Genomic DNA, 13,733 nt, shown 5'->3' on the forward strand with positions numbered 1-13,733 from the left:
CTTGTTAGTTGTCGTTATAACTGTGTGCTTGCACGATCAAATCATTCCCCATAATGTCAATGACACGCACGCGGTCACCCACTTGTACTTCAGAGCGAGATCGGCATATCCATTCAGCATTGCCCAATACGGGAATCGGAAAGCGAACTTTAATTTGTCCTAATTCTAGGTTGGTTTGAATGACCATACCAACTTGACCAACGGTTGCTTCACGAGAAAGGCCGGCTTTGGTTTTGTCTTTTGAAAGTGGTTTAATGAATTTAAACCATGCAATGGTGCAAAGAATGGAGAGAATGATCCAAGTCACGAGTTGAGTTGTTGTGCTCAACATTGGAAACAGAAAATATAAAATACCCACCATGATTGCGCCAATACCAAACCAGAGGGCGGCGAAAGCTGGAAGGATTAATTCTGAAATGATCAGTAGAAAGCCTAAAACAAACCAGTACCAAGGTTCTAAAATAAATTCCATACCGCTACTCGTGTCGTTGTCAAAGATCGTGGGTGTGTATTGATATCAATGTAACAGATGAAAAAGTTTTTGAGTATAAATAAAATTTATTTTTGTATTTTATACAAACATACCAACTGCTCGATTTTGAGCAACTTATAGCATTTTATTCTATGCAGAAAAATGAACTATACCATAGCGCTAAATTGGTTGAATCAGCGCTATGGTATATGGGGCTTATGCTTAGATTTTGGCCACGGGTGCAGGCTTAAAGGCTGCAGGTGATGCTTTAAAGTCGCTCACTAATTTTTGAATCGCTCGGATTTTTAATTGAGTGGCTTTTTCGCCTTCCAAGATCGTTTCATTACTGGCTTTTAGATCTAAAGTCCCAATGTGGCCCACTTTAGGCTGAATCACAATGTTGGCCTGTTGAAGCTCTTCATTAATACTTTGCTGTCCCATAATATTAATGGTTTGATCCAGTACGCCAAACATATTCATGGCTTTCGTGCCATCAGGGCGCGCTGAAATATCCACAGCAATGACGATGTCTGCACCCATATTTTTTGCAGTTTTTACAGGAATTGGACTGATTAAACCACCATCAACATATTTTTGCCCACCAATGAGTGCAGGTACAAATACATTGGGAATACTACATGAGGCACGCACTGCCTGACCTGCATTGCCTTTAATAAACTCCGCTTTACGGCCTGTATCTAAACGTGTAGCAACGGCAGCAAAGCGAATGGGAAACTGTTCAATCGGTTTATTGGCTACATTTTTGTTGACGTAGTCTTGTAGCTTTTGTCCCAATAAAAAGCCTTGGCGGTTGAGCGTCAAGTCTCGAATGTCGGACTCTTTAAAGCCAAGTGCAATTTGTTGTAATTGATAGGGGCTTTTACCACTGGCATAGAGGCTGCCCACAAAGCTACCTGCACTGGTACCTGTCACAATTTTTGGTTTAATGCCATGAGATTCAAGTACTTTGAGTACCCCAATATGTGCAAAACCTTTTGCACCACCGCCACCTAAAGCAACAGCAATAACGGGTTCACGTGCTTTGAGGGTTGTGGTTTGAACGGGTGTTTGTGTGGCTTTGTCACAGCCAGCAAAACTGAGAGCTAAAACGCTCAATAGGGAATATTTTAGTAGTTTCATTATCTGGAACAATCAAGAAAAGTTTAGCAAAGTCGCATCAGTATTGAGCTGTATGATATCTCATCAAAAAATACAACATTTTGCTAGGGCTTTTTCCAATGCTTTTGTAACGGCTTGGCTAGCCAGTCAGGGTTTTTAGGTGAAAAATGGCCTTCATAGCACTGTAGAATTTCAGCTAAATCTTGTTCGAAATTGCCTGTTGTGTGATAGGCGCCTAAGCATCGGATGGCTTTGTTTTCATAATCGAATGCAAACATCACAATAGGGATCTGTGCTTCATGTGCGATGTAATAAAAGCCACTACGAATTTTTTCAGCACGCTTTCTTGTGCCTTCGGGTGCCATGGCAATCCAAATTTTTTCTTGTGCTTGGATGATCTCAACAATTTGTTGAGTTAGCCCACTGGCGTGTTGGCGTTCTACTGGAATTACACCAATCCAATTTAAAATAGGCTTCAGAGGGGTTTTAAATAAAGTATTTTTACCAAACACTGTGACTCGAATGCCTAAGCCAAGTAAAGCGAGAAAGGCATACCATGCATCAAGATTTGATGTATGTGGAGAAACAATGGCCATGGCTTTGGGGAAGTTTGGGAATTCTCCAGTAAAGCGCCAGCCTTGTGCCAAAAATAAACGCTTAAAGACAGATTGACTCCATGCAGTGCCACGTGAGGGCACAGAATTAGGTAAATGAGGAAAGTCTTGTGTCATAGAAGTCATGCACTTTTACTTGGCGATAAGGTTAATATAGGCGCTGTAAATAAGAACTGCATTGGCAAAAATGAGCAGTTCAATTGCATATAAAAGAGTTAGCTTAACCAATTGAATAATGGGGAAATGCAATGCTGCAAATGCGGAACATTTATGTGTTGTTATTTTCTCTATATTGGGCGCAAGGTTTACCTGTCGGTTTTATGACGCATGCATTGCCTGTGATTTTACGTGCGCAGGGTGTGTCTTTGGCACATATTGGTGGTTTTGGCCTATTAATGTTGCCTTGGTCAATTAAAGTATTTTGGGCACCTTGGATTGATCGAATTGGACATCATAAACATGGGCATTATCGCTCATGGATTTTACCCTTGCAGGGCATGAGCATTGCAATTTTAATCCTGTTGTCTTTTATGCCTATACAGGCCTTGGATCAGCCTTTATACCTCATGGCGCTATTTGTTGCTCTTCTGAGTATGAATATGGTGGGTGCTACGCAAGATGTTGCAACAGATGGCTTAGCCGTGAGTTTACTTAAATCAGAACAACAACATTGGGGCAATATGTTTCAAGTGGTTGGGTCGCGTTTGGGCTTTATTATAGGGGGGGGAGCCATACTATGGGCTTTAGATTGGTTAGATTGGCAAAGCACCTTTTTAGCCTTGGCTGTATTGGTTTTTTTCAATAGTTTACCTATTCTTTTTTTTAAAGAGCCTGTACGTCAAGTTACCACACCATCCACTCAGCAAGCTTTTCACTGGCAGTCTGTACGTGATTATTTAACTTATTTTGTAGGTCAGTCACACATGTGGTGGTGGTTGATGGTGCTACTGAGTTTTAAAATTGCGGATGGCTTGGCGGGGCCCTTGCTAAAACCACTGATGGTGGATTTGGGCTTAAGTTATAGTCAAATTGGCATTTATGTCACCATGCTGGGTGCCTTGGCCGCGTTGTTGGGAGCTGGATTGGCAGGCTTACTGCTGAAATATATTGGGCGCTTTCAAGCTTTATGGCTGTTTTCAGTGCTCAAGGTTTTCAGCTTGGGTGCTTATGCATGGCTGGCGTGGCAGTACCAAAATCAGGTGCTGGTGCATCCGTGGCTCATTTATACCATTAATGCTGTAGAAGACATGCTTGCATCGATGTTGTTGGTGGTCATGCTGACCTTGGTGATGCAATATAGTCGTAAACCTATGGCTGGCACAGATTTTACTTTTCAGGTAAGTGTTATGGCGACTGTCAACGGTGGGTTATATATTGTCAGTGGCATCATTGCAGATCAGTTGGGGTATGCGCTGTATTTAAGCATGATTTGTGTTGTTGCCTTATTGAGTATTATTCCGATGATAATTTGGCATAAAGAAAGTCAAAAAAATATTGCTTAAACTGAGCTGAATTCAGCGTTCAAACTGTAGTTTGAAAAGCAGTTGTTTGAATAATAATTATTTTTAACTCATTGAAAACATAATTTAAATAATGGATTTAAGAATAAATTAAGCTTGTTAAGCATTGATTAAGTTAGCGCGATTAATTTAGCTTCATTCGTAAAATATTTGAAGAAATTTTGCATGTTTGAATCATTGAAAAGAAAATGGAAAACATTCACTACAATGCCAGTTTCACGCTTTAACTTATTGGTGAGTGTTTGGTTGGCCTTCGCCCTCAATATTGGGTTTTATCAAAAATTGCATCAACTTACGCCGTATCAAGGGATGAAGTCGTGGCTATTTTTGATCGCATCTGTATTGGTGGTGACTGCACTGTATAACATCTTATTGCAACTTTTGCAGTGGCGTTGGACTGCAAAGGCAGTTGCATTAATTTTACTATTTATTGGTGGTTTTAGTGCCTACTTTGTGTGCAGTTTGGGTGTTGTGATTTCGCCAGATCAGATTCAAAATGCCATGCAGACGGATCCACAAGAAGTTAAAGGCTTAATGTCTATACGCTTGTTGCTTTGGAGCATATTTATGGTGGCCTTACCAATGTTGGTTGTGGCCTGTATTCCACTTAAAGTTGAAACCAAATCTAAAGTATTGATCAAAAAAGGCGTGCATCTTATTGCATCCTTTGCAGTGCTGGCAGCAATGCTTTTTGTATTCTATGTAGATTATGCTGCGATTTTCCGTCAACACCGCGATTTAAAAGGCATGATCTCGCCACAAAATGCCATCGCTGCAGGTTTTTCATATTTTCATCATCAAGCGCCAAAAGAAAATTTGCCTTTGGTGAAATATGGTGAAGATGCGCATTTGGTAGAGAAAACTGCGCAAGGCAAAAAGCCAAAACTAATGGTATTGGTGGTGGGCGAAACAGCACGTGCTGAGAGTTTTTCTTTAAACGGTTATGCAAAAAATACCAACCCTGAGCTGTCTAAATTAGACGTAATAAACTTTAGTCAGGTAAGCTCATGTGGTACGGCAACTGCAGTTTCGGTACCGTGTATGTTCTCTGGTATGCCTCGTAGTGACTATGATGAAAACTTAGCAAACCACCGTGAAGGCTTATTGGATATTGCACAGCGTGCTGGATATAAAGTGACATGGATTGATAACAACTCAGGTTGTAAAGGGACGTGTACCCGTGTTGAGCAAGTTGAGATTTCGCCAGAATTGAAGAAAAAATGGTGTACACCAGAAGGTGAATGTTATGACCAAATTTTAGTAGATGCGTTGAATCAATATATCGAAAAAATTCCAGCGGATGATCAAACACCACGCTTGATTGTATTACACCAAGTCGGCAGTCATGGGCCTGCATACTACGCCCGTGCAACGCCAGAATTTCAAAAATTTAAACCCACTTGCGATACCAATGCCATTCAGGGTTGTACACAAGACGCTTTAATCAATAGTTATGATAATAGTATTGTTTATACAGATCATATCTTGAGTGAAGTGATTCAGTCATTAAAAGCCAATAGCAAGTATCAAACAGGTTTCTGGTATTTATCGGATCATGGTGAATCAACTGGTGAATATGGGATGTACTTACATGGTGCGCCGTATGCGATGGCACCATCACAACAGACGCATGTTCCGATGATTATGTGGTTTTCTCCAGAATGGAGAGCCCATCAAGCGGCCAATGTAAGCTGTTTAAGCCAACAAAAATCCAAAGTGTTGAGTCAAGATAATTTATTCCCAAGTCTCTTGAGTATATTGGGTGTACAAACTCAAGTGATTGATGCAAAAAATGATATGCTACAAAATTGTAAGCCTGCTGCTTAAGTGAGTTGATGCCATGACAAAAATTTTAATCATTGAAGACGACTTTATGATTGCTGAGTCTACTCAGACTTTATTGAAGTATCAGGGCTTTGAAGTAGAGTGGGTAAATAACGGAATTGATGGCTTAAAACTCTTACAGCAAAGTGAATTTGATGCTGTATTGCTAGATTTAGGTTTGCCTTTGATGGATGGTATGCAAGTGCTTAAGCAGATTCGTCAAATTCAGCCGAATTTACCAGTCCTGATTATTTCTGCACGTGATCAATTACAACAACGTGTTGATGGTTTAAATCAGGGGGCAGATGATTATTTAATTAAACCTTATGAGTTTGATGAACTGATTGCCCGTATTCATGCATTGCTACGCCGTAGTGGAAAAGAGCAACAGGCCAATCAGCAACACATTTTAACCTATGGTGAGTTGGTGCTCGATGTCGAACAGCATTTGGCTAAATACAAGGGGCAGTATATTGATCTGTCAAATCGTGAGTGGGCCATTTTAATTCCACTGGTGACACATCCGAATAAGATTTTTTCTAAAACCAATTTAGAGGACAAACTGTATGATTTTGATAGTGAAATCAGCAGTAATACCATTGAAGTATATGTACATCACTTAAGAAATAAATTGGGCAAAGATTTTATTCGTACCATTCGTGGTTTGGGTTATCGCTTAGGACAACTCTAAATGGCGTTCAGCACACACAGTTTTGCAAATTCACTAAAGACTAAACTGATTCTTTACATGTCTTTTTTCAGTCTTATTGTAGGCTGTGTGTTGATGATGTCGGCTTATAAAATTTCTTTGGAAGAAACCAATGAAATTTTAGATCAACAAATGAAAAATTTGGCGGAGCGAGTGGTTCGGCACGGTTTAGAGCCAACCAGAAATGATTTTGAGCCAACACAGCGTTATGCTGAGCAAGATCTATTTGTTGATGTGTGGTCTTATAAGGATCGCACAAAAAATCAACAACATAGTGATATTTTGGTGCATTCGGTACCGAAGGCTGGTTTTTATCGCCACAAGAATGCCGACGATGTTTGGTATACCTATGTATTGCCTCAAAAAGACTATCAAATTCAGGTCAGTCAGCAACAATCAGTCCGCCAAGATCTCGCTTTAGAATTGGCTGGCAGTATGCTGATTCCGTATTTGGTGCTCATGCCTTTTGTGATTTGGGGTTTGAGTTGGATGATTAGCCGCATTTTACAGCCTTTAGATGACTTTAAAGCAGAACTGGCACAGCGTAACTCCAAAGATTTACAGCCAATTTTGGCAAGAGATTATCCTGTTGAAATTATTCCAACCATTGAAGAAATGAACCATCTGTTCGAGCGTATTAGTTTGTCTCAGCAAGAGCAACGCCAGTTTATTGCAGATGCGGCGCATGAGCTTAGGACTCCGATTACTGCATTGAGTTTACAAATGCAGGTGTTATTACAAGAGTTTCCAGAACATGCCGATTTACAACGCTTAAACTTAGGATTAGTTCGTATTCAGCATTTGGTGACGCAGTTATTAAATTTAGCCAAACAAGATGCCTCTATTGAAGATCTTGAACGTTTACAGGATTTTGATGTTTCAACGACAGCAGTCAATTGTGTAGAGCAACTTATTCACTTGGCGATGCAAAAAAATCTGGACTTAGGTATGGAGCAGAGTGAAGCATTGAAACTGCATAGCCAAAAGTCTGCTGTGCATTCCATTATTTATAACCTGATTGATAATGCCATTAAATATACGCCCAATAATGGCGTGATTAATGTTTCGGTCTATCCAAAAGACGATCATGCCATGATTGTGGTAGAGGACAGTGGACCTGGGATTGACCCTCAATTACATGAACATATTTTAAAGCGATTTTATCGAGTGCATCATCATCAAGAGGTGGGTAGTGGTTTAGGGCTATCCATTGTAGATAAAGCCGTGCAACGGATTCATGGACAACTGAGCTTTGGTACAAGTGAAAGCTTGGGCGGGTTGAAGGTCAGTATTGAATTGCCACTATCGCCAAAAGCATAAAAATTAACTTCACCGCGCTTGAATCTGTGTGGTGTTCTTTTTATTTGAGTATGTAATATTTAGAGATTTATCTTGTTTAAATGAAACATTTACAAAAGCCTATGCAATATTGTATGGGCTTTTTTTTTGCGCTGTATCATCCGTTCTGTACTCAACGTAAACGATAAAGTGTATTTCAACCAATTGGACAAAGTTAAATACAAGGATATTGAATGAGCTGTATATCTCATTCATAAATTAGCCATGTCAAATATGAGAAAAAACGAGTAGATGTAGGATGTTGAGTAAACGCTAATAGATGACAAATGTTGATGCCCTAAGGCATTTTTAGTCTGAAGTATTGTGTAAAAGAGCAGGGATGTTCGTACTGGCATGTGTAGAACTGCAAAAATTAAATCACAGATTGATGATTTAAGCTCAGATTGTGATTAAAGCACCAATTGCGTGTTATGAGGTTCTAAGAACACGGATTGCTTTTTGCATAGATAGAAAATGACGTAACACAGCATATTGGTACAATAGCAGATCCATAAAGTCCATAAGTTATGACTCATGAAGTGTGCACCACGCATCATTTGCGCCCAGCCCATGCTAAGGCCTAAGACGAGCCCTGCAAGCAAATAAAAATAAGCACGTTTAGGCTGTGAAATATGATAAAGGAAATAACCCGTTATAAAAGAAAAACCGAGTGAGGCATGACCACCGGGGAAGCAATGACCAGACATTGCAGAAAAGTCCCAAAAGAAACCATCTGTATCTGGAATGGTCATGGACCAAGGGCAGGCATGACTGGATTGAGACTTTAAGATGCTCACTACAATAGTGCAGAGCATAGAGACCCAAAATAAGTAACCTAGTTCTGTGCGGCGAGGTTTTAAACGTTCAACTTTAAACGATGCAATCCAAGCAAAAAATATGAAAACATAAACGACAATTAAAATGTCTTTAATGTACTTGTGATTTAATTTAGCTAAGTACCAATTGTCTCTTAATAAAAACTGTCCAGACTCACTAATCCAAGGATGAATCAAGCTTAAATCAAGATCTCCGCCCACAGGAATCACAGTTTGTAGTAAACCGAAACTAATTAATAAGATTCCAATATGAAAGAGAATGAATTTGGGATGATTTTGCATACTTAGCTAAATAGTTTTCCTTTTGAGCTATTAAGGCAAAAACAGCTTAACTAAAACTTAAAGATGGATATTTTAGTCAGATCTTTAGTCAACGTCTTGCAATGCTTAGCACAGAACCAGCAAAACGCCTTTAACGGTCTGTGCTACATTGCCTATTCATTTCAATTTGTTCGTGTAGGCCAGTTTGCCATGTCCATTCGCGCAGTGATCTTTGACTTAGACAATACCTTAACGCATCGTGATTTAAGCATCGTGGCCTATAGTCAGTTTTTAGCGCAGCATTATGCCCATCATTTAATTGCACCTGATCTGGCACAGATCAAGCACATCATCAATTCAATTGATCGGGGCGGTTATCCAATTGCTGCAGATTTAACCCATCCAAGTATTGGTGCTTCTGTGGCCTATGCACTGCAACAACAATTAATTTGGCACCAGCCAGTTGATTTTGATGAATTGACACAATGCTGGTTCCGTTTTTTTGGTGCACATGCTGTTGCCATGCCCGGGGCACACGAACTATTAAGTCAACTTAAAGCGCAAGGCTTTCAATTGGCTGTAGTGTCAAATGGGGGCCATACAACCCGTTTAAATATTTTAAAAGGCCTTGGCTTTGAAGCGTATTTTGATGTGATTGTGAGCTCAGAATTGGCAGGTGTAGCAAAACCAAATATACAGATTTTTAACTACACCCGTGAGCAATTGGGCTTAGATGCAAGGCAATGTTTATTTGTAGGTGATCATCCCATCAATGATGTTTTTGGGGCAGAACAAGCGGGCATGCATGCCGTTTTATTAGAAGGCTTTCATGATGATGTGAACAGAGTCGCGACTGAGCGACGCATTCAAAACTTGGCACAAGTCTGGCAATATTTAGAGCCCTTATCTTTGGCTTAATATTGCCCACACTTTTTAAACAGTCATTGGAATAGTGATTTAAATAGCAATTTACACAGCTATTTTTATAAGCATGATGCATGCGACGCTGTGTTGCAAAGTTAAAAATGCGAACAATGATGAGATAAAAAAATTGGATAATCCTAAAGAGTCATGGATTATCCAATTGAAGGTTAAATGATTCTCCGAAGCTGTGTTGACTTAGAACATATTATCTTCTGAGTTTGCGGTAATACGGTGAATCGATAGATCGGCACCGCGGAATTCTTCTTCTTGGCTTAGACGGATGCCCATAATTGCTTTAAGTGCGCCGTATACACAGAAGCCACCAGCCAAGGCAATAATAACAGCAAAGAATGTGCCAAAGATTTGTGAAAGCATGGATACGCCACCGAGGCCGCCTAGCCATTTTTGCCCAAATAAACCGACAGCAAGACCACCAAAGGCACCGCATACACCATGTAATGGCCAAACACCCAATACATCGTCAATTTTTAGTTTGTTTTGTGTGTAGGTAAATAATTTAACAAAAATCACTCCAGCCACCATACCAATAAACAGTGCACCAACAGGGTGAACAATATCTGAGCCTGCACAGATGGCCACCAAACCTGCCAATGGGCCATTGTGTAAGAAGCCTGGGTCATTGTCGCCAACCAAATGGGCTGCAAATGTACCGCCAACCATTGCCATGAGTGAGTTAATCGCAACGAGACCTGAAATGGCATCTAAACGTTGAGCACTCATTACGTTAAAACCAAACCAACCGACAATTAAAATCCAAGAACCCAGCGCTAAAAATGGAATTGAAGATGGTGGGTGTGCACTGATACGGCCATCTTTTTTATAACGACCATAACGAGGCCCAAGTAAAATAACCGCAGCAAAAGCAATCCAGCCACCCATTGCATGCACCACGACAGAACCTGCAAAGTCATGAAAGCCTGCGCCAAAAGTTTGAGCTAACCATGCTTGAATACCTAGATTGCCATTCCATGCAATACCTTCAAAAAATGGATAGACCAAGGCCACTAAAATAAGCGTTGCAATGGCTTGAGAGCGCATTTTCGCACGCTCGGCTATTCCACCTGAAACAATCGCTGGAATTGCAGCTGCAAAGGTGAGGAGAAAGAAGCAGCGCATGAGGTTATAGCCGTGATCAGCAGCTAAGGTTGTTCCAGTATGGAAAAAATGCTGACCATAAGCGATGTAATAACCGACAAAAAAGTATGCAATGGCTGAAATTGCAAAGTCAGAGAGAATTTTACTTAAAGCATTTACTTGGTTTTTATGGCGAACAGTTCCGAGTTCTAAAAAAGCAAAGCCTGCATGCATTGCAAGCACTAAAACAGCACCAAGGAGGAGAAATAATAAATCTATATTTTGCATGTAGTGCTCCAATATAGTGCGGTATGTCACAAAAAGAAGTTCAGTATAGCGAGGTAGTATTTTTGGAACAGGGGGGGGAAGCAAGGGAAATTTTGATTAATAAATTTCAAAAACTTACAAGACTCGATATAAAGCAAATTAACACAATATGCACTATGTTGGTGCGATTTTAAATGATTTTAAAGTCAGATTAATACAATAAATATGAATGGCTTATATATAATTTTAATGTATTTTTATTTAAATGAATTGCAATAGTGCATGTTTGGCACAGGGCAAGTTCTATAGAAAATCTGTAATTTTTATCTCAGTAGGTTGAGTTTAAGTTTTAATTGAGCTTAGATTAAATAGATTAAAAAGAAGCGTTAATGAAATGATCATGTGGTTCATTTTTAAGTAATCATTAAAAAACACTCTAAAGTCTGAGGTTTAAAATAGCACGACAGTCAGAAATTATCTGACTGTCGTGGCTTAGTGTTAAAGCTCTGCAGATGAATGGAATGTTTAAAATTAGTGCAAAATTTTGTTTAAGAATTGCTGTGCACGTTCACCTCTTGGTGCATTAAAGAATTCATCTTTACTGCAATCTTCCACAATTTTCCCCTGATCCATAAAAATAATGCGGTCTGCAACTTGGCGGGCAAAGCCCATTTCATGCGTGACACACATCATAGTCATGCCTTCCTTGGCTAAACCGACCATCACATCTAGTACTTCATTAATCATTTCAGGATCGAGTGCAGAGGTGGGCTCATCAAAGAGCATGGCAATTGGGTCCATGCTAAGCGCGCGGGCAATCGCAACACGTTGCTGCTGACCACCAGAGAGTTGTGCTGGAAATTTTTCTGCATGTGCACTCAGGCCAACACGCTCTAAATAGGCAAGGCCTTTCTTTTTTGCTTCTTCTTCAGAGCGCCCTAGCACCTTGACTTGAGCAATGGTGAGGTTTTCTGTAATGGATAAATGTGGAAACAACTCAAAATGCTGAAACACCATCCCGACACGGCTACGTAGTTTACTTAAGTCGGTTTTGGGGTCATGAATACCAATCCCATCGACAGAAATTTCACCTTGCTGAAAAGGTTCAAGCCCGTTGACGGTTTTAATCAGGGTGGATTTGCCAGAACCTGAAGGGCCACAGACCACCACCACTTCACCTTGTTTAATTTGCGTGGTGCAATCGGTTAGTACTTGAAATTCTTTATACCATTTACTGACATTTTGGAGGTCAATCATTACTTTTTGTTCACTCATACAGTTAACCTCCGTTGTAATTTTTTCACTGCATAGGTTGCAAGCATGCTGATGGTGAAGTACACCAAGCCAGCGAATAGAATGTATTGGGTCAGTAACGACATGAGGTCACCACGGACGTAGTTGGTGCGGAAAAAGTCTAATAGTCCAATGGCATACACCATGGTGGAGTCTTGAAACAAAATAATGGTCTGTTGCAACAGGAGGGGCGTCATTTTACGGAAGGCTTGCGGCAAAATAATCAATCGCATAGTTTGCGGGTAAGTCATGCCCAGTGCATAAGCAGCAGATGTCTGACCTTTAGGAATAGACTGAATGCCAGCACGGACAATTTCCGAAAAATAAGCTGCTTCAAACAGCATGAAGGCCACAATGCTCGATACCAGCGCTGTATCAATGGTGAGGTAATTACCTGTGATCCCGGTATAAATAAACGGGACAGCAAAATAAAACCACATAAGTACCAGCAGGAGTGGAATGGAGCGGAATAAATTGACGTAGCCTTTAGCAAACCAATTGAATGCTTTAATGGAAGACAGTCGCATGAGTGCAAGTAGGGTGCCAATGATAACCCCACCAATGGCTGCACTAACCACTACTTTTAAGGTAATGCTGAGCCCATGCCAAAGCGCAGGCCAAGACTGTTGTAAATCTTGTGTAAATGCAGTGAGCCATTCCATTATTTATCTCCTGCGATTAAACCTGGAACACGCAAGCGTTTTTCCAGAAAGTTCATAAATCCAATCAGGCAGATATTAATCAAAATAAATGCAATGGTAACGTAGGTGTATATTTCAATCGTATTTTGCGTGTATTCACTGATGGTTTTCATCTGCGAGATAATTTCTGCAACACCCACTAAAGATGCAACAGAGGTATTTTTAACGCAGTTGGTCAATTCAGAACTCAGCGGGGGCAAAATGGTACGAAATGACTGTGGCAAAATCACGTAGCGGTATAATTGCGCCGTACTAAAGCCCATGGCATAACCCGCATTGGTCTGGCCTTTGGGCACCGCTTCAATACCTGTGCGTACTTGTTCACAGACACGGGCTGCGGTAAATAAGCCAAGCCCAATACTTGCAGAAATTAGTGCTGTGGTATTGGCACCTAAGTCATTAATCCACCAGTTTCGAATGCCTTCTGGTAAGAAGTTTGGCACGACATAAAACCAGATAAACAATTGAACCAGCAATGGAATATTACGGAAAATGGTGACATAGGCAGTGCCGATTGAACGTGCTAATGGACTAGGGAGAGTGCGCATAATGCCTAAAATGCTACCCAGTACCATCGCAATGCTCCACGCGACAGCAGCAATCACCAGTAGCCAGCCTAAGCCTGTGAAGACCCAGTTCAGGTAAGTGGTATCGCCAATGCCCGTGGATTGGAACAATACGCCCCAATTCCAACTATAATTCATAGTGACTCCTTTTACGGCGTCAGCCAAAGTTAGTCGGCTGACGCAAAGGCATGTAT

13 protein-coding genes are annotated in these 13,733 nt (G+C 40.6%); 5 read left to right on the forward strand and 8 right to left on the reverse strand.

Annotated elements, in window-relative coordinates; all coding sequences use genetic code 11:
* Positions 1-4 precede the first annotated feature (4 nt).
* The 3 genes from DYI81_RS00985 to DYI81_RS00995 all read right to left on the reverse strand — a co-directional run bounded on the left by DYI81_RS00985 (position 5) and on the right by DYI81_RS00995 (position 2,322).
* Positions 5-472, reverse strand: coding sequence for an NfeD family protein (locus tag DYI81_RS00985; RefSeq protein ID WP_117006462.1), 468 nt, complete (start codon positions 470-472; stop codon positions 5-7).
* A 222-nt stretch (positions 473-694) separates the two neighbouring features.
* Positions 695-1,612 (reverse strand): patatin-like phospholipase family protein, encoded by a 918-nt coding sequence (locus DYI81_RS00990; protein ID WP_117006463.1) that lies wholly within the window; start codon positions 1,610-1,612, stop codon positions 695-697.
* Between the two features lie 83 nt (positions 1,613-1,695).
* Complete coding sequence (locus tag DYI81_RS00995; RefSeq protein ID WP_117006464.1) at positions 1,696-2,322, reverse strand: 1-acyl-sn-glycerol-3-phosphate acyltransferase; 627 nt, start codon at positions 2,320-2,322, stop codon at positions 1,696-1,698.
* 131 nt (positions 2,323-2,453) lie between these two features.
* Here DYI81_RS00995 and DYI81_RS01000 point away from each other — a divergent pair, with 131 nt between their 5' ends.
* The 4 genes from DYI81_RS01000 to DYI81_RS01015 all read left to right on the forward strand — a co-directional run bounded on the left by DYI81_RS01000 (position 2,454) and on the right by DYI81_RS01015 (position 7,578).
* Entirely contained in the window at positions 2,454-3,707 is a 1,254-nt protein-coding gene (locus DYI81_RS01000; RefSeq protein WP_117006465.1) for an MFS transporter, read from the forward strand.
* Positions 3,708-3,890: 183 nt separating this feature from the next.
* Positions 3,891-5,552, forward strand: a complete 1,662-nt coding sequence (locus tag DYI81_RS01005) for a phosphoethanolamine--lipid A transferase (RefSeq protein ID WP_117006466.1) — start codon at positions 3,891-3,893, stop codon at positions 5,550-5,552.
* A 13-nt stretch (positions 5,553-5,565) separates the two neighbouring features.
* Positions 5,566-6,240, forward strand: coding sequence for a response regulator transcription factor (locus DYI81_RS01010; RefSeq protein WP_106984467.1), 675 nt, complete (start codon positions 5,566-5,568; stop codon positions 6,238-6,240).
* On the forward strand, positions 6,241-7,578 hold the full coding sequence (locus tag DYI81_RS01015; RefSeq protein ID WP_117006467.1) for an ATP-binding protein: 1,338 nt from the start codon (positions 6,241-6,243) through the stop codon (positions 7,576-7,578).
* A 428-nt stretch (positions 7,579-8,006) separates the two neighbouring features.
* On the opposite strand, the gene DYI81_RS01020 is transcribed toward DYI81_RS01015, so the two are convergent.
* Entirely contained in the window at positions 8,007-8,714 is a 708-nt protein-coding gene (locus DYI81_RS01020) for a phosphatase PAP2 family protein (protein WP_106984469.1), read from the reverse strand.
* A 189-nt stretch (positions 8,715-8,903) separates the two neighbouring features.
* On the opposite strand from DYI81_RS01020, the gene DYI81_RS01025 reads away from it, so the two are divergent.
* The gene (locus DYI81_RS01025) at positions 8,904-9,611 is read left to right on the forward strand and encodes an HAD family hydrolase (RefSeq protein WP_117006523.1); all 708 of its coding nucleotides are present in this window, start codon (positions 8,904-8,906) and stop codon (positions 9,609-9,611) included.
* 201 nt (positions 9,612-9,812) lie between these two features.
* Here the strand turns inward: DYI81_RS01025 and DYI81_RS01030 are convergent, their stop codons facing one another.
* The 4 genes from DYI81_RS01030 to DYI81_RS01045 all read right to left on the reverse strand — a co-directional run bounded on the left by DYI81_RS01030 (position 9,813) and on the right by DYI81_RS01045 (position 13,677).
* Positions 9,813-11,000, reverse strand: coding sequence for an ammonium transporter (locus tag DYI81_RS01030; RefSeq protein ID WP_117006468.1), 1,188 nt, complete (start codon positions 10,998-11,000; stop codon positions 9,813-9,815).
* Between the two features lie 510 nt (positions 11,001-11,510).
* Positions 11,511-12,236, reverse strand: coding sequence for an amino acid ABC transporter ATP-binding protein (locus tag DYI81_RS01035; RefSeq protein WP_171356292.1), 726 nt, complete (start codon positions 12,234-12,236; stop codon positions 11,511-11,513).
* Between the two features lie 14 nt (positions 12,237-12,250).
* Positions 12,251-12,934 carry an ABC transporter permease subunit gene (locus tag DYI81_RS01040; RefSeq protein ID WP_106984472.1) on the reverse strand — a complete coding sequence of 228 codons (684 nt, stop codon included), beginning with the start codon at positions 12,932-12,934 and terminating at the stop codon, positions 12,251-12,253.
* Positions 12,934-13,677, reverse strand: coding sequence for an amino acid ABC transporter permease (locus DYI81_RS01045; protein WP_106984473.1), 744 nt, complete (start codon positions 13,675-13,677; stop codon positions 12,934-12,936). The genes DYI81_RS01040 and DYI81_RS01045 overlap by 1 nt, the downstream gene beginning before the upstream one ends.
* Positions 13,678-13,733 lie beyond the last annotated feature (56 nt).

Origin of the sequence: Acinetobacter sp. SWAC5 (assembly GCF_003419885.1) — a bacterium.
GTDB lineage: Bacteria > Pseudomonadota > Gammaproteobacteria > Pseudomonadales > Moraxellaceae > Acinetobacter > Acinetobacter cumulans.